Below are 25780 nucleotides of genomic sequence, written 5' to 3' on the forward strand. Positions count from 1 at the left end.
TTGAAATCTTTTATAGTGACACTTGAAAACTGTCCCCCCCTCTGTCAAAACCTTTGAATCAGTTTTCGAAAAATTGTTCATATTCTGGAGTTGATAAGTTTTCCGCGGCTCCAATCTCACCAACGATATAAATCGCACTGGCGAAAGTTTCTATCGTTTGATTAGGCTCACGCTCCGGCACTTCACCAACAACCGGGACAGATTTAGGTTCTGATACCGTATTACAAACAACACTTTCACATACGATGCTTTGTTGTTCTAACGAGATAGCCTCGGGGATATCAAAATCTCCAGCCGATAAATCAGAACTAGAAAGCTCTAAGGAAGCATGTGATAAGGTCGAAAACATAGCTGAAAATACAATCCACTTATTCATAATTCATTCCATAGTTAATATTCATCAAACTTATAAATACTATCTAATCACAAACATTATGAACAGTGTTTTATTTTGATAAACTTAGATTTTCATTGTCTACCCCGGAAAAAGCTTAAAGATAAATGCCGTAATTTCAACTTATCTGGGAGTGCTTGCGTAACGTGAACTTATCAAGCAACACAGGCGGAATAATGATGACCGAATATTTTACGAAGGCCACTAATGTCACCACTGCCACAAAGCAGCCTAAAACAAAGTCATGAACATCAACGAGCACCAACCCGAGCAATCGATCACAAGCGACCGCAACTACGGCAATACTGAGCGCAACTATCCATTTACTGTGCTGATAAGGTAACGGTTCCATTGTTTGGCTGACGAAATATAAAAGTAGTAATCGCAATATGTAAGTTCCGCAGAGGACAACAATAACCCCCCATACGCCATAACTGGGCGTCACGGTGACATAACCAATAGCGGCCAAGATCGCACATCCACCTTGAATCCACATTTGCGATTGACTTGATTTCCCACTGAAACAACCAAGATTCAAATAATCACCTGCGTTCTTGATAACACTAATGGCAAGCAATGCGACAACAATCGTACCCGAATATTGATAGCTGCTTGGCAGAATTAAAGCGATAAAGCCTGGAACAGTTAAAATCATCAAAGCACCCAATACGATGGCGAAATTGACGCCAGCTAAGGCTTTGTCTGCACAATCCTTACTACCTCCTGATTGCTGAAGAATGGCGACACGGTTTGGGAACCACCACAGTGCATAGGGTTGCAATAACAATCCAAGGATCAACGCAAATTTACCACTGACTGCATAAATCGCCAGTTCTTCGACTCCAACGAAACTTGCCATTACCCAACGATCTAACCCCATGATCATATACATTGATGCCCCTCCCACCAAAGCGGGTAACCCAAACTTCAGGATCTTGGTTGAGTATTTAAAACAACCAAATGTTCCCATCTCTTGCCATTGATAGCGCACTAAACAGATCATTAGCAGCAAACTCGATACCGCTGACGAAATCAACACACCATCAATACCATATCCGGCCTCAAGCAATGCAAAAGTCATCACGGCTTGAACACCGGCTTTCAATACATTAAGCAGGCAAAATTGTTTCGCCATCGCGTTCATTCGCATTAAGGTCAGAGGAATAGAGATTGCCCCATCAAGCATTGTAGGAATGAGTAGGATAAAAATTTGGTAGGGTTGAAATTCGACGGGTAACATTAAAATCAATAGCGGCATGCTGAGCGCAATTAATAACCCTCCTAGCACGCACACCAAAACACTTAGCGTAAAGCAGTTAGAAACGAGTTCCCGCTTTTCATCGCCATCGGACACGCCCACATAACGATACATTGCCTCAACGATACCAAAGCTAAACAATATCGTTCCAATGTCTGCTAACAAGACAATCGCTTCTAAAGAACCATATTCTGCTAGTGTCATTTTGTGAGTAATGTAAGGAATCATCACAAGTGATATCCCTTTCATCATCACAATACCAATAGCGTAATAGGCTGACTGTTTTAATGAACCCATAGCGGTCACCTATCCTTTACCCTGCTGGCGTTAGGAAACTTTTACAGTCTCTGATTAGGTGTAGTAACGTTCGTTTTTGAGGAGCCAAAACCAAAGATCTAAAACTGTAAGCGGCCGCCTGTCGGTTGTGTTGTAGGCTTCGGTAATAGTCAGCGTAACCTTCAAGTATTCTCGCCTTTGCGATCTTGAAACTAGAAGAAGGTAGGTTCCAACGTTCACTGTCATTTTGGTAATGCTGAAGAATAGATTCTATAGACTGCAAATTCCTCAGCTTGAAGCTTTCCGTTTGAGTAACAGAATTCGCTCTCATCAAGTAACCAACTTGCACTGAATTCAATACGCCAATCTGATGATTCTCACTCACGCGAAGCCATAGCTCCCAATCTTCTCCGTAAGTAATGTCCGCGTTAAAAGTGTCTGTTTGCGAAAAGACATCGGCTTTCACCATCACTGTCGATGTGCCAATCACGTTATTTTCAATAATAAACTCTAGTGGGTTTTCAATATTAAAGAATAACTCGTCATGATCTTGAAACTGCGACCAATAACTGAAGCAGTCGACAATCACTTGGTAGTCTTCAGTGAGATGCTCGTAGTTAGTAAAACTCATCGCCAGATCGGGGTTCCGCTGATGGAATTCAAGTTGTCGTTCAATTTTTTCAGGGAACCAAAAGTCGTCAGCGTCTAAAAAAGCGATGAATTCACCGGACGCTTTTTCGATCCCTAAGTTTCTGGCTTGAGGAGCACCTACGCCCAACGTCGATAACTTTATAATTCGCTCATCGTGTATCGAAGAAAGATAAGTTGACGTCCCGTCATTGCTGTTATCGTCAATAATGATCAGCTCAAGGTCTTGATGAGTCTGCTTGAGTACGCTGCCGATTGCCTTCGGCAGGTAGCCCAAACAATTATAAGTAGGAATAACAATACTAACTTTAGCCATAGTGACGATCTCAGATTTATATCTTACACAGCATGTCTGCATATCCTGTGCCGAGTATTCCTCACTATTAAACTGGCCTTATATCAGCACCCTACGTATCTGTTCGCAAAGTGACGAACAAGCACTGTCGACACAGAAATTCAAATATCCAATTTGACTACCAATTTGAGAAAATCAAAAGCGATCTGACGATAACAGCAAAAAACCGTTAAAAAGCACCTCTTAAGTACCCTCTCATCTTGGTTCGTATTTTGCTTAAACCATTGTAGTGGCCGATACACAAGGAGAAGAAAATGAAAAAAGTAGCATTTATAGCGCCAACCTATCCTGTGCTCAGTGAGACCTTCATTCAAACAGAGGTCGACTCCGTGAAAGCGTGTGGGCATCAGGTATGCGTAATGGCATTCGAAGTAGAAAAAAGTAAAAAAGCTTTCGACTATGACATTGTCAAAATTGGCAAGGATGTTCGGGCGGGCAAGATAACTAGCATCAATTGGGTGGGTTTTGTCAAAGCACTTTCGTTTGTCTCTAAGCAGACTAGCATGCCGAAGAAGTCACTTTTTGCTTATGGGTTTAAGCTGGCTTTACAACTTGCAGAAAAAGACGTCAACCATGTTCATGCTCATTTCTGCCAACACACCACCGCCCACGCTATAGTCGCCGCTAAGCTTCTCAATATAACGTGTTCGTTTGTCGCCCATGGTCATGATGTTTACGAATTCGCTTACGATATTGAACGTAAAATTACATCGAGTGATTTTGTGGTCGCAGTCTGTAAAGACATGCTCACAGACTTTAATCACATGGCCAAAGGAAACATAAAGCTCCTACATTGCGGTGTAAATACCAAGCAATTCCGGTTACACCCAAAGACTGAAACCAAGCAGCTTCGTTTTGTTTTCCTGGGAAGACTAGTTGAACAAAAAGGTATCCACTTTCTCATTGACGCTTTAGCACCGATAGCCGAGCCTCTCGACATTCATCTCGATATCGTTGGCACTGGAGATTTAGAGTCGCAGTTAAAAATGCAAGTAGAGCAACAAGGGTTAACTCGAAATGTCACCTTTCTGGGCTCAAAGCCTCATGAATGGGTAAAAGAAAACCTTCCGCATTACGATTGTTTAGTCGCTCCTTTCTGTTTTTCAGAAACAGGTTGTGTTGATACTGGGCCGTTAGTACTAAAAGAAGCTATGGCTGTCGGAACCCCCGTGATTACAACCAACATTATGGGCTGTAAGGAGATTGTCACACCTGATACTGGCTTTTTAGTGAATGAAAAAAACGTCGACGAGTTAAGAGAAAGCATTGAGCGTTTTGCGCAATTAAGTAGTAATGACAAAATAGAGATGGGCATGATGGCAAGAACAAGAGTAGAGAAACGCTTCAACTCTCTTAAACAAGCTCAGCAGCTGTCTCACTGGATAGAGAATCCAGTTTAAGATTGTCTATAAACACGCAAATAGGTGTGCAATGGATTAGAAGCTAAACAAAAAACCATAGCGTCACATTGATACACACTGTAACGCTTTAGTTCTATACACCATGAGTCTGAATAGAAGTAGCCCAATAACGCTGGGCTATAATGATTCCTTTGACTAAAACAGTTTGTCGTGTGCTCTTAACCCGCTCGCAACGCTAAAATCTCAGTAAGATCGTCCGTCTCTGTATATTGACTCAGGCCTTGTTCTTTCGATGCAATCGCAACGATAGACATTCGGTCTGCAAGTTCATTACCTTCAATACCAACGTGACCGTTAACATGATAGATAGTGATTTGAGAAGCGATCTCTTGGTACATTGCATAGGCTGGCATGATGATATCGAGGTTTTTAATCTCACCACCCGACTTCGTCCAGCCCTTTTTCTCCCAACCTGAAGCCCACTTGGTAATGCAGTCAATTGAGTATTTTGAGTCACAATAAATCGCAACAGACAATCCAGCTTGCAGTTTTTCTTTGGCGAGTATAAATGCTTGCTTCAAACCTTGTAGCTCTGCGGTATTGTTGGTGCCCGTAGCTTGGTACAAGCCATACCACAATTCCGTTAACTCATTATTTAGATAAACCGCTAAACCTGTACCGGCCTCTCCAGGGTTTGGCTCACAAGCACCATCAGTAAAGATCTTGATGTCAAAAGGCATATCAGTGATTTGCTGCTCCGAAAGCGGCGGAGTTTTAGCTTTGCTCGCCTTACTTGTAGCACTTGGTTTTACGGATGTAAAATTATAAGTTGGAGCAGACACAGACGACTTTTTACCACCGAAAGCAGATTCAGCTTCACCTAATGTGGGAAACGATTTGTATCTCGCACCGGCAAAACCATCAACTTGCGATTTACATTCATTCCAAGTGGTAAAAATACCCGGTGTACGACCTTTCCAAACCACATAATATTTCTTAGCCAAACTAACTCCTTACCAGAACCTTAAAACACGATCCCCACACCAAAATGATTCTGCTGTGGGGATGTTATTATGCCTGATTATGTTCGCAACACATAAATCATTACATAGAAGACACACTGTGTTGTGAGAATAGATGCGTTGTCAATCAAGTATAGAGCGCTAATTTTAATCACAACCTGAAAGCATCCATCTAATTAGGAGCCTCTATGTTCCTTAAGATCCTGTTTTAATTTGGAAGTTAAAGTTTGAATCTTAGGTATAACTTGCTGCATTACCGACTGAGTCATAATCATTGACTCTGTTGTCACAGTTGGCATCTTTTTCAGAATACTCTTACCATGTTCTGTTTTGTAGAAATCGATCATAGCCTCGACCTCAGCTTCAGTGAACTGCTCACTGTAGATCGTTACAATTGTTGGCTCTAGCTTTTTCCAACTCATCTCTTCTTTCATCAAGTCATTCATGCTGTGATAGTATTCATCAAAAATATCTCGTTCTGAGTCTGAAACCTCGAGTTCTTTAGACATATCAGCCATCATGCTATCCATTTGAAGGAATACCGCGTCCAACGTGGAATCGACATCCATGATCTGAAGAAGCTCTTTTACTAACGCTTGCTTCGTGTCCTGTGCAGCTGACAATTGTAGCGGAACTAGCAGAAAGAAAATGGCGAGAAGTTTGTGCATTATTAAGTCCTTTGGGCGATTTATATTAGAGAAAAGATTCGTTCGATTTATCACTAAGTGATTGTGTGGCTCAACACAAATTACATATCAACCTTTTGAATTAACTATAAATTTACTTACTTGCAATTCATAATTAAAACAGATTAAACCACACAAAAGCATATGTAATCAAATGCATCTAATCTTAAACCGCACCATTACGAAAATATACGAAGGACATCACTGAAAGCAGCTCGTTTCAAAAGATCACTGTGTTTTAGACATACCATGTCTTTTAAGCAGGAAATTAAAGGAAAAGAAACTCAACTGCGACTAAGTTATAGAACAAAAACACGGCCATACTGACTCCAATCGTTAACAGCACATTTCCTGTTTTCCATATCAGTAACCCAGTCACAAGAGCGCCGATTAAATATGGGTTTTCGAGGCTTGGCCAGAATGATTGCTCAGGAGCGAATACAATCGGCCCCCAAATAGCCGTTAATACAGCGGGGCTTGAATATCGCAGTAGGCGCCTTGCCGTACTATTCAGCCGAAGAGGAATTGAAGGCTCTAGAAACACATACCGACTAAAAAAAACAATCGCTGTCATGAGCAATATCGATAACCAAATCACGCTGATTCTCCTTCATTCGCTTGTTTCTGACCATTGTGTCGTTCAACAAATGATTCACTAATGAAGCCCGCCAACATACCTGAAATCGCAGCAATCATCAGCCCCCCTTCAACCTGATTGACCGCCATTGCCACAGAGGTCACCAATGACACCACAACACACACCACCGTTGGCAGTGTTCGAATCAAAGGAAAAACCAAAGCAATGAAAGTTGCGGCGACCGCGAAATCGAGGCCAATTTCGTTAAGTGATGGAATTTGACTACCTGCGACAATGCCGACAAAGCTGGCAATATTCCAAACGAGGTAAAATCCGCCACCCACGCCCGCGGCATACCAACGATTAAACTCTTGTTGGGATTGCCCACTGCAAATCGCGAACAGTTCATCAGTGAGCCAAAAACCAAGCAGTAAACGCCAACGTGCAGGAAGGTGACTAATTTTGTCACGCATAGAGACACTATAAAGAAAGTGTCTTGACGTAATAAACAGCGTAGTTAACAACATAGTCCCTAAACCAATACCCGCTTTAAACATACCCGCAGCCACTAGCTGAGCTGAGCCCGCAAATAAAATGGCAGACATAGCCTGAGCTTGAAGCTGATTCAGTCCAGCATCTATCGCATACGAGCCTGCTAATATGCCCCACGGTATGACGGCAATACTTAACGGCATCGCTGCCATAACGCCTTTCCATAACTGCGTACGTTTATCCATTGTGTTGTTATCCATATTCTCTTAGTTCTCGTTACATTGGTTTTCCACTGTAAAAGAGCGCTCACTTATTCGATTGTACAAAGTTGCTTTGTCACAAAAGCTAAGGTACCAAGTCAAAGCAATCAAATTAAATCAACGCATCTTAATGTACTGACCTGGAGTGTAACCGTTAGCTTTCTTAAAGTGCCTATGAAAATGACTTTGATCGTGAAAACCACACTCTTGCGCGGTATCCGAGATCGAATGCCCTTGCTTTAACAATTTACGCGAAAGCCTGAGTCGGGATTGAATTTGATATGCATGTGGCGGAAGACCAAATTCTTTTTGAAAGGAGCGCACCAAGTGAAATGGACTTAAAGCCGCAAGCTTCGACAATTCTTCCAATGACACATCTGCTTGTGGAAAATCGTCTAAAAACTCTTTCACTAGAACAAGTTGGCGTTGAGTTTTTCCATCTAACAGAGGCTTAAGGCTCGACTTCCCATGTCGGCTAATCAGTTTAACCAACATCCCGTACATCAAGGTTTCTCTTAGCAGGCGATTATCTGATTCATCAATCGTGTTGAAAACTAATCTGAGTTGATTGGCGAGTTCAGGGTCTTCAACCACCGCTCTAGGAAAGTAAGGAGCCCCATAATTCGGCAGATTGAGTTCCTGCGTGATTTTGGCAAGTTGTTCTGGCAGTGGATACATTGCACGATACGCCCAGCCACCTTCGGTAGCAGAATGACCGCTATGAACTTCATCAGCATTGACCAGAATGATCGCATCTTGAGGCGCGACATGATGCCCTCCGGTTCGATAGAAGCGCTGAGCCCCCTGCTCAATCACACCGAGTGTGTAACCTTCATGGCTATGACGTGAGAAGTTCTGCTTTTCATATTCTGCATTGAGGATTTCAAGGCCACCGAGCTCTTCTGTGATCTTGTATTCGGCTTTCTCTTTAGAACGCTTTTTGTTATCCATAACCATCCCCAAGCCTGTTAATTATCGGGCGACTTATCAGTCTACTCTATAGGCTCTCGCAACTTTTGTACAAAATTGCGCATTTGGTCGTTTAACAAGAAGGTCAAGAAACAACAGAACACAACAACCTACCACTTAGTTGGTACAAAGATCTCATTGCGTCATGGATTGAATTAAAATTGACAATTTTTAACGTCATCCATCCTCATAATCGACACCAAACTCCGTTAGTTCTCTTAAAAAGCCATGAAACCAACACCAACCTTGATTATTTTATTTCTGTTAAACCTGACAGGATGCACGCACAATCAGTCAAAAATACTGAATGTGAACACTTCATCAGTCAATACCTACCCACAGTCGATGTCCAACTTACAACTGTGCGATACTTTATATTACGGGCGCTCAAGTAACCAAACACTCGCCGCAATTGGCAGCGAGTTTAATCGAAGAGGGTTGTCAAAAAATTGGTGCGATACCGAAACCAACAAACTGTATTTCACAAAGACAGTAGATTGGTTTGCGGGGCAAATAGAACACAAAGAAGATTCAGAGGAAGAAGCTTCTGCTGTTGTGCTGCCAGCTAATTAGGACAAATAAAACCAGTTGCATATTAGAAGGCGATTCAACGAAGTTACACACTGTACTTATACCAACTCATCTGCATATTTGAGCCTTATTACAAATTTACCCACATTTATATTGATAAATATTAACAAGTAGTTAACTATCGATATCCATTACTACTATAAGGAAATGAAAATGAAATGGATATTAGTTGCATTCGTCAGTGTTTTCTCTGTGTTCACATACGCAAAAGATTGGAAACAGATTCGTTTTACTGTTGAAGGGGCTTACCCACCATTTAGTTGGACAACACAAGATGGTCAGCTTGAAGGGTTCGAGGTCGATTTAGCCAACGCGTTGTGTATTGAGTTGGGTGTCAAATGTATTATCTCAAAAACAGATTGGGACGGTATTATCCCGTCACTCTTAAGTCGTAAGAATGATGCGATAATCGCAGCAATGACAATCACCGAAGAACGTGAAAAGAAAGTTAACTTCACCATCCCATATGCCAAAGTACCTACTCGCTTTGTGATGAAAAAAGGCAGAGAGATCAACATGGATGATGACAGCCTGAATAACCTGACTATTGGGGTTCAGCGGGCAACGATTGGTGATAAATATCTTTCTGAGATATACCCAGATGTAGACATTAAACGTTATGGATCATTCGATGAAGCCTTTACTGATTTACTGAACGGTCGCCTTGATACTGTGTTTGGTGGCTCAATGGGACTCAACACAGGCTTCCTTGAAACGGAACAAGGCAAGGACTACCATTTTACCGGCCCTAAATTTACAGAAGAGAAGTGGTTTGGTCGAGGTATTGGCGTCGCTGTTAGAAAACAAGATAACGAATTGAAAGATCTTATCGATAGCGGGCTACAAAGGCTGATTGACAATGGTCAGCACCAAAAAATTGCGAGCAAATACTTTTCGTACAGCATTTACGAATAGACTAGAGTAAAAAGTGAACTTCACTACTTACAAGTATTGTTCACTTTTTTAAAGCTACAGATAGCAAAAAGCCGCTCATTAAGAGCGGCTTTTTTTATGGTGATGCTTGCAAGATAAGTCAGCATAACTCGAACGAACCATCAAAGACTTACAATACTATTTGCAATATAAGTTCGCATAACATTGCATCGAAAGTCTGCAAATTTGAACAACGACTAAGATTCAACGTAGTAAATTTACCACGATCCAATTAATCCTCTAGCAGACAGAATCGCTTGGTGATCACAACATAATCGACATGTGTGTAACAAACTTTTGGACATAAATGAGTTTATAAAAACCTTACATTAGCGATTCATGAATAACTACAGGTATGGCAATTTGTTTAACTTAGGGGCCAGTATTGATGGGGTAGCTCATCTCTAAAAGGCAATAATAATTTGCATAGTTGTTACTATGGATCTAAGGTGTACAATAATACCTAACGAGGCAGTATCCATGCGAATTTCTAGGGAAGCAGAGCAGTACATTCTACAATGTCAGTTAACGGCGTTAGAGGAACAAGAATACGAAAATGATGATCATGACAGTATTCAAGAGCCAGTGACCGTTAATAGCTTGAGAGAAGCAAAGCCTTTACTCGATAAGGGCATAACTGTCGTATTAAATGGGAAGCATTTGACCGCTAAAAACGGTCGTGTCTTTGCGGCTCCAGCTCATGTGATTAACCGAAGTGTAAAGCTTGGGTTTGAGGAAGCAGAATTAGTTAGTGGTGCCATGCGTGTGATGGAACATCATATAGCTCATGGTTCTGTTAAGCACATGTATCGCCTACTACAACAGGATGCTCAGAAAAGTTTTGATGACTTCAAGGAAGCCATTAAGCCACATACAAGTGCAGATGATACACAATATTTAATAGCAAAAGACTTGAACGAGATTGAAGCTAGAGCAAAAAACTTCCCGCTAATTACAGCAAAGCAAGCATCAGTACTGTTTGGAGAAGTAAGTGCTGCAAATCCTTCAAGATTGGTTGCTAAACTCAAAAAAGAAATGAAGCTACTCGGCTTTTATTTTGGAAATTCTCGTAATATCCAGATCCCAGCGTTTCAGTTCGACACTGAACGTCTTGGTGTGTACAAGCCAGTCGAAAGGTTGTGTCACATATTTGATGGGTTAAATGATTGGGGAGTGTATAAATGGTTAACAACTCACAATGATGATCTGGAGTGCACACCTGCTCAAGCTATAAGCCGACCCGAGCTTGAAGAAGATTTGCTATACCTAGCAGGTTTGTTTAAGTCTCAAAGCACATTGCGTGACTTAACCTTTGCTTCAGAAGAGCAAGACTATGAGTAAGGCGCCACCACTGCTGAAAATCGAACCTGGTCGTCATTTTTACCGTGCATTAAATAAGGTATATGACGACAATGGTGAGCGTGCTTACACAGCCATAGATCCGAATCCATTTCTACAAGTTAAGTTCACTAGTGATATTAGGGCTATCTACTCTGATGGTACGGTCACCGCTGGTCGCTTTTCGCCATTCCGCTCTAACGACAAAGCAGTCCCTGCTCTGTATATAGCATCAACTAGAGAAACGGCCTATTTTGAAACGGTATTACGACCACTTGCTACAGATTCAGTAGTAACGTTATCATCCAAAGAGTTTCAAAATCTCGCTGTGGCTACAATCTCTTTTAGAAAAGAGCTAACCTTTGCTGATTGTAGAGCTGCATATCTGAAAGGCGGGGCCGAAGCATTTTGGGATATTAGTTTTGATGATTTGTTTAACAAATCTCAGCTGAAATGCTTGGATATAGCAAGAACGCTAGCTAAGCACATTCATAATACCTACCCCAATGTAGATGGCTTAGTTTGGGATAGTGTTCAACAAGGAAATATTGTCCCAGTATACGTGATTTTTGGACCAAAGCGGGAGGGAGACATACATTTAGAAGTGGATGCTTTGGAGGATATCGCTACATGGAAGCCTTATTTACACCAAGCTGTACAGAATGACCACTTAACCATATCTTCAGATCTAGCATCGCTACTTTAAATGTTAGCGTGGCACTTTCGCGTTAAAAGTGCCACGGGTAAAAATTCAACCAGAGAAGCTTTTGGACAAAAACGTTTTAGGTGTACTGCTCTAAACCGTTTCGTTCAGATTAGAAAAAAGTACCTTGAAACCTTAAACACTTGTTAGCCTTCGATTTTCACAAGCGAAACTTTTGCTTCAACTAGATCCATTTCATTTGACGGGACTTGGGTCACTTTAGATGGAAAACGACCAGCATAGTCAGCCTTACGATACGCTACAAGATAAATCTGCTGCACACCTTCGGTATCCAAGTTTAGAAACGTGAAATTACCCGACGCATTTAGGTCTGCAGAATACTTATAAGATCCATGTCTCATGTACGAGTATTCACCTGTAGATTTATCTGCAGCATACGAAACAATCAAATATTTACTAAAATCTGCGCCATCTGTTAATGTTACTTTGCCTTTGATTGTTGTTTTATTTTTTTCTGATTTCACCTGACTAAATTCAATCTTTTGGATCGCTTTTTGAGGAGAAGCTGGCAGCATATATCGATTGTCGATAACGCCACCAAAAAAATCCTTCATGCTACCACCAGTAGAAAACATTAGGCTTACAAAGAACAGTAACAAGAAACTTAGCACTGACATGTAAAAGAGCCTTTTCTTAACCCAAAAATTTTTTATATGACCACTAAGATATATAGATACGGAAAGAAACACCGAAACAAACAGAGCATAGAAAAATACAGCCCATAGAAATTCAGGAAGGTCAAAGCCAAGACCAGCGACATCACTTAGAAATGGACCTGCAACAAGAGTTGCTATTGAGATCCCTAAGATCGTTGCAATATCGGAAATAGTAGAGAGCTTCTGTAAAGGAGGTGATGATATGAAATCTTTGAATACTTGTACGATATACATAGCTAATTATGAAACTGATTAATAAAGAAAATATTGTACCATAAGGTACTAAAACTCGCATCGAGGGCTAACGCCAAGCTAAGCGGACTAAAAATGTGGGTTATACTGTGGAGCGAATTGAAACTTAACCCACTGTTTTAGTTGCGTTTAATCGCCTTGTCAGCTTAGCTTCCCACGGTAATTATGGAATGCTTTTTTGCCAGATGTCAGGTTATCTTCATGCATTTTATAAAAATCACTCTTGTGAGGGGCAAAACCCTCATCATGTACTTTTACGGCTTCTTGGGTATAACCCTTACCAATCTCATCCGGAGCTAGCCAAGAGTTACTACTGACGAAATCTATGGAAGTTATAACTAATTCTTCCCAAGCTTGCTGATATTCAAATTTTTTTCTATTTCTAGCATCAGATTGGCTTTGTTGCGTAATTCAATGGAACTAAATCAAGAACCTACGATCTGATCAGCTACCTCCACCCTCTCTCGTAGCCCTATGCCTAAGCCTCGTTACAAAACAACCAACTGGAAGCAATACAACCAATCACTCATTAACCGTGGCTCTCTGACCTTTTGGATTGATGAAGAAGCAATAAGCGGGTGGGCGCAAAGTAAACAGAATAAGCGCGGGAGGCCGCGTCGGTTCAGTGATTTAGCTATCACGACAGCACTCATGGTGAAACGAGTTTTTTCTATGCCATTGAGAGCGCTTCAAGGATTTATCGACTCGATATTTAGGTTAGCCAATGTACCGTTAAGTTGTCCGCATTACACCTGCATCAGTCGTAGAGCCAAGCAAGTTGAGGTTTCATTTAAGACTAAAACGAGAGGAGCTATACAGCACCTAGCTATTGATGCTACTGGCCTTAAGGTTTATGGCGAAGGTGAATGGAAAGTCAAAAAACATGGGACGGATGGCAAGCGTAGAGTCTGGCGAAAGCTTCATATTGCCGTCGATACCAACACTCATGAGATCATTGCCGCCGAGCTAAGTTTATCGAGGGTTACAGATGGAGAAGTACTCCCTAACTTACTGAAACAAACACGCCGAAGTATCCTTGAGGTGTCTGGTGATGGCGCTTACGACACGAGAGCGTGTCACGCTGCTACTAAGATTAAGGGAGCCATTGCGCTTATTCCCCCAAGAGAAGGGGCAGCCTTCTGGGAACGTGGTCACCCTCGAAATCTCGCCGTGGGTTGCCAGAAATTATACGGCTCAAATAAGTATTGGAAAGAGCGGTATGGATACCACAAACGTTCACTCTCAGAAACAGCGATGTATCGAGTTAAACAGTTGCTAGGAGGGCAACTGAGCTTAAGAAATTACAATGCACAGGTGGGTGAAACTTACGCGATGATAAAAGCGTTGAACAAGCTTACTGGATTAGGTATGCCTGAAACTTGTCGTATTGACTAAGAAATACGCGAAACGGGGTGGCTCTATCTCTAAACTTAATTACGCAACAAAGCCCCACGAAACCATAGCAAAGCCACCGTAACCACTAAACCATAAATGCCAAAGCTTAGCCGTAACTCTTAAACAATTTGTTGAACGAAGCCGCTACGCGGCAGAGTAAAACGAGCGCAAGCCATACTCTTGTAACACCATAACCCTGATGGTCATTCACAGGAGTAACCCCATGAAACCCGCCGACTTAAAACGCTACAACACCCTTTATGAACAACACCTTACCAATCTAAAGCTGCAAGGTAAACGACCCGCGACCATTGATGCCTATTCTCGTGCTGTTCGTCGGATCACCGCTCATTTTGATCGAGTGCCTGATACGTTAACCACCAGTGACCTTAAACAGTTCTTCGCCTCTCTCATCCAAACCCACTCGTGGAGCACCATTAAACTCGATCGTAATGGCTTACAATTTTTCTACCGATACACGCTGGGAAAACAGTGGGAATGGCTCAATATCGTCAAACCGCCACAAGTCAAAACGACTGCCTGACATACTCACACCGCAGCAAGTCAGTTCGCTCATCACTCACACGCGACAAGTGCGCTACCAAGTCTTCTTCTTAACACTTTATAGTATGGGGTTGCGCCTTGGTGAAGGGCTCAATCTTAGGGTTCACGATATCGACAGCCAAACAATGCGCGTCCATATACGGGAAGGAAAAGGCGGGAAAGACCGAATGGTGCCGCTTCCGATGCGAACGCTCAGTGCCCTTCGCGCACATTGGCTCACTCATAAGCACCCTCAATTACTGTTCCCTGGCCTTGGGCAAGGTTGCAATGCGCCCATGGATAGAGGAGGTATTCAAAAAACCATGAAGCTTGTGCTCAAAGAGTGTGGCATCCAAAAACACGCGAGCCCTCATTCACTGAGACACTGCTTTGCAACGCATTTACTTGAGCAAGGACTTGACCTTCGTTCACTACAAACGCTGTTGGGTCACGCAAGCCTGAATACCACCGCCCGTTACACCCGAATGACTCAGATAAAGCAGCATGATGCGGCAATTGCCATCAACCAATTGACCGATGCATTGGATTTAAAGTGGAGCATAAAGTGAGCACTTTTATTGAACTGATCCGCCAACATCACCCTGCACTTAAACGTCACCATAATGCGCAGATGAATGGCGATATGCATCGCGCTATTGGAGCAATGCTGCGCTGTAAAACCGAGCAACAAGGTCGGTCACAATGGTTTTGTCACCATTGCCATCATGATGACCGATTGCCCCTTTCTTGTGGTCATCGGCATTGCCCTCAATGCCAACAACGCACCACCATTGATTGGCTTCAGCGTCAGAAGCAAAAGCAGTTACCTGTTCACTACTTCATGGTGACGTTTACGTTACCGTATCAATTAAGAGTGTTAACGAGACATCAACCGAAAGCGATATATAACGGTATGTTTAAGGTGGCATCGAGGGTTTTAAAGGATTTTGCCAACAGGCAGCAGCAATGTGAAATGGGGTTCACTGCCGTGCTTCATACTCATAGTCGACAACGAAACTTGCACCCACATCTACACATCATTGTGGCAGCAGGCCAATACAATGCGTCAAGGCAAGAGTGGCACAAAGGCAACAAGCATTATCTTTTTAACGCGTTTGCTTTAGCCCAAGTATGGCGGGCAAGAATGCTAGAAACCATCAAGCAACATCCGATGTTATGGCTGCCTAATGGCATACCAAAGCAATGGGTGGTCGATTGCAGACAAGTAGGATACGGCCAGTCTGCTCTGAGCTATTTGTCGCGCTATCTCTATCGCGGTGTACTGCCTGATGAAGATATCATCAAAGTCACCAATGATACGGTCACCTTCCGCTATAAAGAGAGCAAGACAAACGCATGGCGAACGCGCACCTTACCCACCCTCAAGTTCTTGCTGCTCATTTTACAGCACGTGCTGCCCAAAGGGTTACAACGAGTACGAGACTACGGTTTTCTACGTGGTCAGGCACACGCCTTACGGGTTCGCATTCAGTTGCTACTGTTGAATTTACTCTACCTCATGCCGCCGTTAACTGTGCCAATAAGGACTAAAGCAATACGAGTATGCCCCTGCTGCCAGCATGAGATGGCGTGTGTCGGAGTAAGTCGACCCACGTAGCCGAAAGGCATGAATAATAAGGATAATGGCAAAAGTGAAATAAGAGGAGAATTGACGAAAGACAGCAACAAAATAGCTAACTGATTGATAAGATTGCTATCGCAACCTTATCTTGACCTCGCTCGCCTTGAGAAAAGTATCAAGGCGGCGTGCCCTTCAAATCCAATCGTACAATTTACTTAATAAAGAGGCTTCGGGCTTGTTCAACACTCGGGATTTAACGTTGTCTACGCAACGCTTAATCCTTATTTGTTATGTGATTTTAATTTAGGCAATTCGATACGTTGTTAATTTGATAATCGTTTAATGAGCCTAGTTTAAATTTAAAATCGACATACTTGCAAAAATGCTGATCTTCAACTGTATATTCAATTTTCCCAACCGTATGCACAGTATCTCCATCCTCAAAAGATGACTCGATATCCCTGGATAATACTATTGAACCATCCATAACCTTAAAGGCATCAAACCATTTTTCTTTAATGCCAATTTGTGCAAGCATACTCTTAGATGAATTATCCAAAGCTTTAGGTTTAGCGATAAATGAGTTATAAGCTAAATATGACATTAACCCTAATGAAACCAAAGAGATCCCGACTACTTTATTCATAATATACTAACCTTAAAATCACATAACATTTTAATATCGTGCAGGCACGAATTCATACTTTCAGCATATCCCAAACGACTTACTTAACCAACTGAAAAACAACCATATATGCAACAGTATAATTCCGATTTTTCAGGTGCAAACCGTGCAAACACACATTGCTTCCTATTCAAGGCACTTTATCACTGAAGAACTTCCATTTAGGTATCGACTATTCAATAGCTTAGAAACACTTAAACAACGTATTTGTGCGTAGTTGTGTTTGAAGATCAGTATCTAGTAGGTTAGAACTTTAGGCATGAGGAAAAGTAACGCAAATTCCTGAGTTTGAACCTGAGTTCAATCCCTATCTGGCTCATTTCGGGGCACTTTAAGCTAGAAAGTGCCAAGGGTAGAAATTCAACCTAAGAAACTCTTGGACAAAACCTTGCTAGCGGCTCTACTAAATTAGGAGGTAATGAATAACTACAAGTATGTAGAGTCTAAGTCACTTAGCAAAATGTGCTGCTTACCTGGTGCAGATCGGTGCTTGCCAAACTAGCATAAACAATTTACTTAAAAAATAGCTTCCGGCTTGTTCAACACTCGAGATTTAGTGGTGGCTATTCATTTATACAAATTGAATAGCCACCACATCACAGACGCTAGTGAGCCTTCTTTTATATTGCTCTTCATACTCTACAGACGACAGTTGATTATTGGAACCATGCTTTCGATTTACGTTGTAGAACATTTCGATATGCTCGAAAAAGCTTTCAACGGCAGCATTGTAGACAATTGAATCCTAGAACTTGCCCATCAATTTGTACATTCATAGGTTCTTATATTGAATCAACTATTCACTGATGCCACGGATTTTCGCATTGCGGCGGCGTAACACCTCTAAAGTCAGTAAAAGCGCAACCGACATCAAGATAAGTAAGCTTGCCACGGCCAAAATTGTGGGGCTAATCTGTTCTCGGATACCCGACCACATTTGACGAGGAACAGTACGTTGCTCAACTCCGGTGATAAATAACGCCACCACCACCTCATCAAATGACGTTCCAAACGCGAACAATCCGCCAGAGATCATTCCAGGACGGATAAGTGGGAACGTTACACGTCTGAAGGTATAGATAGGATTGGCACCAAGGCTATATGCCGCGCGTACCAAACTGTGGTCGAAACCACTCAACGTCGCCGTCACGGTGATGACCACAAACGGTGTACCCAATGCTGCATGCGCGAGCACAATTCCTATAAAGGTCTGAGACAAATCCAATCGGGTGTAAAAGAAATACATTGCAGCTGCAGAGATTATCACTGGAACAATCATCGGCGAAATCAAAAAGGCCATGATCGCACTGCGAAACGGCACATTATTCGCCGCTAAACCAATGGCGGCTAACGTTCCTAACGTTGTCGCGACTACGGTGGCACTTAGCGCAATCAAGGTACTATTTTTAAGCGCCATCATCCATTGATGATTCTCTATCATCTCAACATACCAGCGCATTGAATACGCCTCGGGGTCAAGGTTCAGCATTCCTTGTGTGAAAGTGAAGTAAGGTGTTGCATTAAAAGAAAGAGGAACGATGATCAAAATGGGTGCAATTAAAAACAGAAACACTAACGTGCAAAATCCAATGTAGCCATAATACGCGACATGCTCACGTTTATTGCAGTAACTCGGTAAAGACATTTCGTTATCCTCCAACCTTAATATTGTTGATGCCGACAATACGGTTAAACACGTAAAACAACAGAGTGACTACTCCGAGTAACAAGCCACCAAGCGCCGCAGCCATCCCCCAGTTAAGCGACGTTTGCATATGGTAGGCAATCATGTTGGAAATCATCTGTCCACTTCTTCCCCCCACTAAGGCGGGTGTGATGTAGAAGCCAATCGAAAGAATAAAAGTCAATAATGCGCCTGCGCCAACACCGGGCACGGTAAGCGGCATGTAGACTCGAATAAAGGCGGTAGCAGGAGTTGCACCTAGAGAGCGTGCTGCTCGAAAGTAGCTTGGGCTTATACCTTTCATAACGCTGTACAAAGGTAAAATCATAAATGGCAGCAGAATGTGCACCATCGCGACAATGGTGCCAAAGGTGTTGTGGATCATCGCTAAGCGTTCATCGCTCAAACCAGACCAAATCAACAGGTCATTCAACACCCCTTGATTCTGTAATAACACTATCCAAGACGTAGTACGTACCAGCAATGAAGTCCAGAATGGTAAAAGTACAACGATGAGTAGCAGATTCGCTTTTTTGTCTGGCAAATTAGCCAAAAGGTAAGAAACTGGGTAAGCCATCACCAAGCAAATGAGAGTAATCACCAGCGACATGCCGAAGGTTTTGATAAACAAATCAACATAGACCTGACGCGTTTCTGGCTGAATGGTTATCGAGCCAAACTCATCATAACGCATATCTAATGCAGCCAGATAATAGCTTAGTGTATAAGAGGAGCTTAACGTCTTAATCGCTGACCAATATTGTGGCTTGGCCCAGCGTTTATCGAGCTTTCTTATCTCTTCTAGAGAAGTAGGGAATACATTATCTTTATTGAGTTTTCGGCCCGTTTTCATCAATAAGCTACGCATTCCCGATACTTCAATATTTAACCTACTCGCTAACTTTGGCAATGATTTGTCTTGATGAGCCCGTTTCAGCTCAGCCATAAATGTCTGCTGAATCTCAAGCGGTGGCAAACCTTGATAATCCCACTGTTTTATATAATCAGCGGTCTCAGGAAACGCTTTCGGCACGCTTTGGTTATCCACGCTACGATAAAGCATTTCGACCAATGGAAAGGCAAAGGTCACACAGATAAATGCAACGAGCGGTATTATTAACAATACTGAACGGGTTTGCTTCTTACGCTCAGCTCGTTGCAACTGTGCTTTCAATGTCACTGGCGGCTTTGTCAATTGGCGCTTTAACGACGTTACCGATTCCAAACTATCTAATTCTCTACTCATGCCACCGCTCCTAGTGGTTGAGTAATCGAATCACAATCGAGAGCATGACAATCTACGCTATGCCAACCGACAGTATAGTCTGACCCGGGAGTAAAGCGGGTTTCGTGGCGACGTGAGTTAGTCACTTTAACGATTAACTCGCCTATTTCAGCTACATCAATAACTAATCTATGGTGATCACCATGGTAGATAAGTTCTTTCAAGGTACCGGTAACGATGTTGTTACATTGATCTCGTTTTGGAGATATTGAAATCTTTTCAGGCCGGATAGACAGCAAAGTCGCTTGATTGCGCTGATTAACCGCAACAGGTGTGGCCAGGACACTTTTGCTTCCAACTTGTACCGTACAACTCTCATTTTCGAGCAGCTCAACCACACCTTTAATTTGATTGTTTTCGCCAATAAACTGCGCGACAAAGGCGTTACTCGGAGACTCATACAATTCTGTCGGCGAGGCCAATTGTTGAACGGCTCCATTGTTAAATACGGCAATCCTATCTGACATCGTTAGTGCTTCATCTTGATCATGGGTGACGTACAAAATGGTAATCCCAAGCTTTTCATGCAGGTGTTTTATTTCCATTTGCATTTGTTCACGAAGCTGCTTATCCAATGCACCTAGAGGTTCGTCCATTAAGACCAGCTTAGGTTCAAATACTAAAGCGCGAGCCAATGCTACACGCTGCTGTTGACCGCCAGATAGCTGCTTAGGATAGCGATTCGCCACATGGTTGAGTTCGACCATATTCAACGCATCAGCCACTTTATTTTTGACCTGCTCTTCCGGCAGTTTTCTTACTTTAAGAGGAAAGGCGAGATTTTCAGCAATCGTCATATGCGGAAATAAGGCGTAGTTTTGAAACACCATGCCAATATCACGTTTGTGTGGTGCTAAATTGTTGACAGGAGTGCCATCAATGTAGATTTCTCCCCCGGTTGCGGTCTCAAATCCTGCCAGCATCATTAAACAAGTGGTTTTCCCCGACCCAGATGGACCAAGCATTGTGACAAACTCTCCCGGCTCAATGGCAAGATTAAAGTCCTTCACTACTAGCGTTTCACCATCATAAGTCTTCTGCACATGTTGGAAGCTGACGTATTCCTTTTGCAATGTCATTGATCGTCCCTTTCTATCGAATCGTAGGTTTAATCCAGATAAGTAAAAGACTTAACATCATAATAAGCCGTTTACTTAACTGGATTAAGGCGGGCGCACTGTGCCCGCCACACATATGTATCTTTACAGGTTGTACTTGCTCAAATCTGGTCGAGTAGCAATCGCCTGTTCAACAAGCGAAATAACCTCTGCACGTTCATTTCCTTTAAGCAGCTGACGTGGGGCTCGTACTTGTTCAGAGCCTCGACCACACACCTGCTCGGCTAATTTAATGCACTGAACTAACGTTGGAATAGTATCTAGACGAAGCAGTGGCAGGAACCAACGGTAAATGTCTAACGCTTCAGCATATCGACCTTGACTCGCTAGTTTGTAAATCGCCACTGATTCAGCAGGAAACGCATTAGTTAAACCAGAAATCCACCCCGTCGCACCTAACATCAGTGACTCTAAGGCAATATCATCAACTCCACTGAATACAGTAAAGCGGTCATCGAAACGGTTGTAGAGCTCCGTAATACGACGTGTATCAGTGGTCGACTCTTTAACCGCGACAATACTCTCACACTCAGCAAGCTGTGCCATGAGATCTAGATTAACGTCAACGCCGTATGAAACTGGGTTGTTGTAAATCATAATTGGCATCTCTGGTGTTGATTGCGCCAATGTTTTGTAGTAATCCACAGTCTCACTGTCAGAGGTGCGATAAACCATAGCAGGCATAACCATACAGCCGTCGATACCGATCTTAAGTGCATCTTGCATATACTGTACAGCCGCCGTAGTGATCGTTTCAGCGGTACCCGCAATAAGAGGGACGCGACCTGCGACTACTTCTTGTGCTGCGGTTAACACCTGGCGCTTCTCTTCTGGATACAACGCGCAATTCTCACCGACCGTACCAAGACAAATAATGCCGTTAACGCCATCTTTAATCTGATTATCGATAACGGTTTGCGTCGCATCCAAGTCAATACTTTGGTCTTTACGAAATTGAGTGCTGACCGCTGGGTAGACACCTTTCCAATCTACTTTCATTATTACCTTCCATTTGTATATTTTATGCAATTAAAGAAAACACGCTGAATGTTTCCATAGTGTTAGGGAAAACCCCCGTTAAATGATGTGTTTCTGCTGAAGAACGAATTTCACTCCAGCGAGGTCAGCCAGTGCGCTGCCTACTGACTTATACAATGTAATTTCTTGCTCTGATATTCGGCCGGATTGGCGACTAGAACATAAGTCCGCTAATTCCGCTTTGATTTCTCGCTCTGAGAAAATACCTTCATCAATTGGAATTAAAAGATCTCCGGCCTCTGCTAATACATTGATTCTACTATCAACATAAACAGACGCACGAGCCACGGTTTCACTGTCACATTCGCGCTTGTCTTGGTCATGATTACCAATAAGGTCGACGTGCGTTCCCTGCTTGAGTTCGTTTCCGTCAAACAGTGGGGCTGCTGAACCTGTCACACATGAAATCATATCTGCTTCAGCTAAATGTGCATCAACCGAATCAATGACATTCACCGTATAACGGGTGCCAATAGGCATTGCCCGATACTCATTGCCCGATTGAATTCTATCAACCGCTTGAACGGCCTTTTGTTTATCTCTGCCCCACACCAATACTTTTTTTAAAGGTCGCACCGCCGCATATGCCCAAGCAATATAAGGTGCTAGATTGCCCGAACCACATATGATTAGGGTTGCTGCATCTTCACGAGCTAAGTAATCCGCAGCAAGAGCCGACGCCGCCGCTGTCCGCCAATAAGTCAGTCCCTTTCCATCTAATAATGCCAGCGGTTCACCATCAGTTCGGTTGAATGCTAATATTTTAGAGGAAAGGCTATCTTTACCTTCAAATGAATTGTTTGGAAAATAAGTAAATGCCTTCACTGTAACTAAGCTATCGTTCCATGCAGGCAGTAGGGCAAACGCATCATATTTCCCTTCTTCAAGTGGCATGACATTACGCTGAGGAATCGTCGTTTGCTCTTGATAGGTTTCACGCATAGAGCGGATCAAACCCGACATCGATAAACTTTCAACAACTTGTTCAGCTTCTAAGTAGACCATTCTTCCTCCCGCTTTTGATGTGGAGTGCGCGCTAACCCACTCCACGTATTCATTGATCTCTACCAATAACGCCTAGTTAAGCAACCACGTATTGAACTCTTCATTCAATTCGTCGGCGTAGTCAGACCACCACTCGTCATTTATTAAAAATGCATTCGTGAAGTTAACAGGCGCAGTTGGCAAGCTGGCCAATACTTCTGAGTCAATCAACTGAGAGGAAGACTTACGCGTAGGACCATAAGCGACATATTTGGCTTGATCGGCTAATGGCTTTGTACCTGAAGAGAATTTAATAAACTCAAGCGCAAGCTTCGTATTTGGGCTGCCTTTAGGGATCGCCCAGCCATTCATATACCCCAATTGATAATCCCAAATAATTTTGAACGGTTGACCTTCTTCTGTGGTTGCGCTGTGAATACGACCATTGAATGCTGAGGCCATTACTACCTCTTTGTCTGCTAGCATTTGTGGCGGTTGTGCACCTGTCGTCCACCAAATCACATCTGATTTAATGGTATCCAACTTAGCAAACGCTCTGGCACGTCCTTCCGAAGTTTCAAGCGTTTCATATACATTTTGTGGTTCTACACCATCTGCTATCAGTGCCCACTCAAGGTTGCCTTGAGGCATTTTTTGTAGTGCCCTGCGGCCGGGGTAGTTAGCGAGATCAAACAAGTCAACCAGCTTGCTTGGTGTCGCCTTACCACTAAAGGCGTCTTCGTTAATAGTAAGGACGGTAGAAACCACTATCGTGTTAACCGCACACTCATGAATGGCTCCACTAATAAAATCTTCATCTGCAGGCGTACCGTCTGACCCCGCAGGTAGAATGGCGGGGTCAACCGTTTCTAATAACCCTTCAGTACAACCCCGCACGATGTCTGGTTTATCGAGAGAAACTAAATCCCAACGCACTTTATTCGCTTCAACTTGCGCTTTAATTTCCGCAAGGCCCCCACTAAAATCCTCAGATATCAGTTTAACGCCTGTTTCTTCAATAAATGGCTTGTGGTAGGCCTCTACCTGGCTTTTAGTAAATGCCCCGCCCCAAGAAACGATGGTGAGTTGTTCTGCAAATGCCGCACCTGTTGTTCCTAACAGCATTCCAGATACCAAAAGTGCAAGTGAGGTGGATGTCTTTCTTGACATGATGTTGTGCTCCTTTTTTGTCTTATCGGGAATATCCCGAGTTTTCAGACGCCTGGATACCGCTGTTAGGCATCGTTATTTATTTAACTTTTAATTAACATAATGCACATGTATATTTTATACAATATTTAATTTTAAAATTTTTTAACAAAAGCGATCTAGCTTAAACGGTGAAATATTAACCAGGGTTTTTTGTTGATTAATAAGTTGGCTTATTAGAACAGAAGTAACCGCAGCCTGAGTAAGCCCTAAATGCTGGTGTCCTAAAGAGAACAAAATTCGACCACTCTTATCGCAATCAATAATCGGCAAAGAGTCAGGAAGTGACGGCCTATTTCCCATCCAAGCCTTACCCGTCTCCGTCAGATCCATATCTTGCGCTAACACATCTTTTGCTAGCCCTTTTAGCATGTTTGCCCGCTTATAGTTGGGAGGAGAATTTAGAGCGGCGTACTCGACAGTCCCCGCTAAACGTAGCCCTTGTTCCATTGGTGTCATGATAAATTTTCTATCTGCCGAACTAACAGGAAATGGCAGTATTCCTTTCAGCTTCGGCATCATAAGGTGATAACCACGTTCGGCCTGAAGTGGGATTGAAACTCCTGTTATCTTTTTTACCAATGGGACTGATTCCGCCCCGCATGCCACCACAGAAAAATCCGTCGAATAAGTGTTTTTTTGCGTAATCACCACACCATGTCCAGACTCAAAATAAGCATCCATCACGTCTTCATTTATCCATGCGCCACCTAAATCGAGAAAGCTACGCTTTAGCTCAAGGCACATTTCATAAGGATTAACACTATGCGAAGTGTCAGGAAAGAAGATCCCTACTTTTATCTTATTAGAAAGATTCGGCACCTGATCACGCAATTTTTCACGCTGCCATATTTGATAACGTATCCCTTGACGCTCTAGTGCTTTTAACGTTGTTTGATAACGCTTAAACAGTGTGTCGCTTTCAAAACTGAGCAGAGAACCATTATGAATAATGAGCTCTGACAACCCAACCTGTTCCAATAGCGATTGCCAACTTTTCATCGCGTGAGAATTGAGTTCTGTCAGCGCTTTCGTCGCATGTTCAGTTGGCGATTTTCTTGCTTTAGACAAGAAACGGAACATCCAAATAAAGGTGGAATGCAGATCTTGATAGCGGATCGATACCGGGCTTTTTGTTGAAAGTAACATTTTTGGTAACTGGGCTAGTAAACTCGGACTCGCCAAAGGAAATACTTGCTCAGTTGCGAAATGTCCCGCATTACCTTTTGAACACTTTTCACCCGCATCAGCCCGTTCAAATACTGTCACCTTTTTCCCTTCGAGCTGAAGCTTTAACGCAATACACAAACCGATCACACCACCTCCAATCACTGCTACCCTCGTGTCGGGTGATGAAATTTTGCACACCATTATTTTGCTCCCTATCACGTTTACCACATAAAATTGTATAAAATATACTTAACATTAAGATAACATTCAAATTCAGCACTACAACTTATTTCAC

At 42.7% G+C, this 25780-nt stretch carries 24 protein-coding genes and 1 pseudogene; 8 read left to right on the plus strand and 17 right to left on the minus strand.

Annotated features, from left to right (window positions below):
* Positions 1–58: 58 nt before the first annotated feature.
* The 3 genes from SJY39_RS25180 to SJY39_RS25190 all read right to left on the minus strand — a co-directional run bounded on the left by SJY39_RS25180 (position 59) and on the right by SJY39_RS25190 (position 2892).
* The gene (locus SJY39_RS25180; protein ID WP_010439666.1) at positions 59–376 is read right to left on the minus strand and encodes a hypothetical protein; all 318 of its coding nucleotides are present in this window, start codon (positions 374–376) and stop codon (positions 59–61) included.
* A gap of 136 nt (positions 377–512) precedes the next feature.
* Complete coding sequence (locus SJY39_RS25185) at positions 513–1949, minus strand: lipopolysaccharide biosynthesis protein (protein WP_372263966.1); 1437 nt, start codon at positions 1947–1949, stop codon at positions 513–515.
* A gap of 16 nt (positions 1950–1965) precedes the next feature.
* Positions 1966–2892 carry a glycosyltransferase family 2 protein gene (locus SJY39_RS25190; protein ID WP_010439661.1) on the minus strand — a complete coding sequence of 309 codons (927 nt, stop codon included), beginning with the start codon at positions 2890–2892 and terminating at the stop codon, positions 1966–1968.
* Positions 2893–3185: 293 nt separating this feature from the next.
* On the opposite strand from SJY39_RS25190, the gene SJY39_RS25195 reads away from it, so the two are divergent.
* A complete protein-coding gene (locus SJY39_RS25195) occupies positions 3186–4331 on the plus strand; it encodes a glycosyltransferase (RefSeq protein WP_010439660.1) in 1146 nt (381 codons plus the stop codon).
* A 179-nt stretch (positions 4332–4510) separates the two neighbouring features.
* Here the strand turns inward: SJY39_RS25195 and SJY39_RS25200 are convergent, their stop codons facing one another.
* The 5 genes from SJY39_RS25200 to SJY39_RS25220 all read right to left on the minus strand — a co-directional run bounded on the left by SJY39_RS25200 (position 4511) and on the right by SJY39_RS25220 (position 8280).
* Positions 4511–5296, minus strand: a complete 786-nt coding sequence (locus SJY39_RS25200; protein ID WP_010439658.1) for a ribonuclease H family protein — start codon at positions 5294–5296, stop codon at positions 4511–4513.
* 194 nt (positions 5297–5490) lie between these two features.
* Positions 5491–5982 carry a DUF2059 domain-containing protein gene (locus SJY39_RS25205; RefSeq protein ID WP_010439656.1) on the minus strand — a complete coding sequence of 164 codons (492 nt, stop codon included), beginning with the start codon at positions 5980–5982 and terminating at the stop codon, positions 5491–5493.
* Positions 5983–6268: 286 nt separating this feature from the next.
* Positions 6269–6598, minus strand: coding sequence for an AzlD domain-containing protein (locus SJY39_RS25210; protein WP_010439654.1), 330 nt, complete (start codon positions 6596–6598; stop codon positions 6269–6271).
* Complete coding sequence (locus SJY39_RS25215) at positions 6595–7329, minus strand: AzlC family ABC transporter permease (protein ID WP_016787962.1); 735 nt, start codon at positions 7327–7329, stop codon at positions 6595–6597. The genes SJY39_RS25210 and SJY39_RS25215 overlap by 4 nt, the downstream gene beginning before the upstream one ends.
* Before the next feature lie 117 nt (positions 7330–7446).
* The gene (locus tag SJY39_RS25220; RefSeq protein ID WP_010439648.1) at positions 7447–8280 is read right to left on the minus strand and encodes an AraC family transcriptional regulator; all 834 of its coding nucleotides are present in this window, start codon (positions 8278–8280) and stop codon (positions 7447–7449) included.
* A gap of 246 nt (positions 8281–8526) precedes the next feature.
* Here SJY39_RS25220 and SJY39_RS25225 point away from each other — a divergent pair, with 246 nt between their 5' ends.
* The 4 genes from SJY39_RS25225 to SJY39_RS25240 all read left to right on the plus strand — a co-directional run bounded on the left by SJY39_RS25225 (position 8527) and on the right by SJY39_RS25240 (position 11866).
* On the plus strand, positions 8527–8871 hold the full coding sequence (locus SJY39_RS25225) for a hypothetical protein (RefSeq protein ID WP_010439646.1): 345 nt from the start codon (positions 8527–8529) through the stop codon (positions 8869–8871).
* A 171-nt stretch (positions 8872–9042) separates the two neighbouring features.
* On the plus strand, positions 9043–9804 hold the full coding sequence (locus tag SJY39_RS25230; protein ID WP_010439644.1) for a transporter substrate-binding domain-containing protein: 762 nt from the start codon (positions 9043–9045) through the stop codon (positions 9802–9804).
* Between the two features lie 498 nt (positions 9805–10302).
* Complete coding sequence (locus SJY39_RS25235) at positions 10303–11163, plus strand: hypothetical protein (protein ID WP_016800229.1); 861 nt, start codon at positions 10303–10305, stop codon at positions 11161–11163.
* The gene (locus SJY39_RS25240; RefSeq protein ID WP_390243008.1) at positions 11156–11866 is read left to right on the plus strand and encodes an RES domain-containing protein; all 711 of its coding nucleotides are present in this window, start codon (positions 11156–11158) and stop codon (positions 11864–11866) included. The genes SJY39_RS25235 and SJY39_RS25240 overlap by 8 nt, the downstream gene beginning before the upstream one ends.
* Before the next feature lie 143 nt (positions 11867–12009).
* Here the strand turns inward: SJY39_RS25240 and SJY39_RS25245 are convergent, their stop codons facing one another.
* Complete coding sequence (locus SJY39_RS25245; protein ID WP_390243010.1) at positions 12010–12774, minus strand: hypothetical protein; 765 nt, start codon at positions 12772–12774, stop codon at positions 12010–12012.
* A 492-nt stretch (positions 12775–13266) separates the two neighbouring features.
* On the opposite strand from SJY39_RS25245, the gene SJY39_RS25250 reads away from it, so the two are divergent.
* The 3 genes and pseudogenes from SJY39_RS25250 (at position 13267) to SJY39_RS25260 (ending at position 16348) form a co-directional block, all read left to right on the plus strand.
* Entirely contained in the window at positions 13267–14187 is a 921-nt protein-coding gene (locus tag SJY39_RS25250; RefSeq protein ID WP_390243012.1) for an IS5 family transposase, read from the plus strand.
* 223 nt (positions 14188–14410) lie between these two features.
* A pseudogene (locus SJY39_RS25255) lies at positions 14411–15299 on the plus strand (tyrosine-type recombinase/integrase).
* Positions 15296–16348, plus strand: a complete 1053-nt coding sequence (locus SJY39_RS25260) for a transposase (protein ID WP_390243014.1) — start codon at positions 15296–15298, stop codon at positions 16346–16348. Before SJY39_RS25255 ends, SJY39_RS25260 begins: the two are co-directional and overlap by 4 nt.
* A 262-nt stretch (positions 16349–16610) precedes the next feature.
* Here SJY39_RS25260 and SJY39_RS25265 read toward each other — a convergent pair whose 3' ends face one another.
* The 8 genes from SJY39_RS25265 to SJY39_RS25300 all read right to left on the minus strand — a co-directional run bounded on the left by SJY39_RS25265 (position 16611) and on the right by SJY39_RS25300 (position 25686).
* On the minus strand, positions 16611–16958 hold the full coding sequence (locus SJY39_RS25265; protein ID WP_146492932.1) for a hypothetical protein: 348 nt from the start codon (positions 16956–16958) through the stop codon (positions 16611–16613).
* Positions 16959–17793: 835 nt separating this feature from the next.
* A complete protein-coding gene (locus SJY39_RS25270; protein WP_016769023.1) occupies positions 17794–18642 on the minus strand; it encodes an ABC transporter permease in 849 nt (282 codons plus the stop codon).
* A 4-nt stretch (positions 18643–18646) separates the two neighbouring features.
* Positions 18647–19927 (minus strand): ABC transporter permease, encoded by a 1281-nt coding sequence (locus SJY39_RS25275; RefSeq protein ID WP_390243017.1) that lies wholly within the window; start codon positions 19925–19927, stop codon positions 18647–18649.
* The gene (locus tag SJY39_RS25280) at positions 19924–21045 is read right to left on the minus strand and encodes an ABC transporter ATP-binding protein (RefSeq protein ID WP_065099932.1); all 1122 of its coding nucleotides are present in this window, start codon (positions 21043–21045) and stop codon (positions 19924–19926) included. The genes SJY39_RS25275 and SJY39_RS25280 overlap by 4 nt, the downstream gene beginning before the upstream one ends.
* Positions 21046–21168: 123 nt before the next feature.
* Positions 21169–22083 (minus strand): dihydrodipicolinate synthase family protein, encoded by a 915-nt coding sequence (locus SJY39_RS25285; RefSeq protein ID WP_065099933.1) that lies wholly within the window; start codon positions 22081–22083, stop codon positions 21169–21171.
* Between the two features lie 78 nt (positions 22084–22161).
* Positions 22162–23127, minus strand: coding sequence for an ornithine cyclodeaminase family protein (locus SJY39_RS25290; RefSeq protein ID WP_065099934.1), 966 nt, complete (start codon positions 23125–23127; stop codon positions 22162–22164).
* Between the two features lie 72 nt (positions 23128–23199).
* Positions 23200–24276 carry a polyamine ABC transporter substrate-binding protein gene (locus SJY39_RS25295; protein WP_193846888.1) on the minus strand — a complete coding sequence of 359 codons (1077 nt, stop codon included), beginning with the start codon at positions 24274–24276 and terminating at the stop codon, positions 23200–23202.
* 144 nt (positions 24277–24420) lie between these two features.
* A complete protein-coding gene (locus SJY39_RS25300; protein ID WP_371967320.1) occupies positions 24421–25686 on the minus strand; it encodes an NAD(P)/FAD-dependent oxidoreductase in 1266 nt (421 codons plus the stop codon).
* Between the last annotated feature and the right edge of the window lie 94 nt (positions 25687–25780).

The sequence above is a fragment of the Vibrio sp. R78045 genome, assembly GCF_042466085.1.
GTDB classification, from domain to species: Bacteria; Pseudomonadota; Gammaproteobacteria; order Enterobacterales; family Vibrionaceae; genus Vibrio; species Vibrio cyclitrophicus.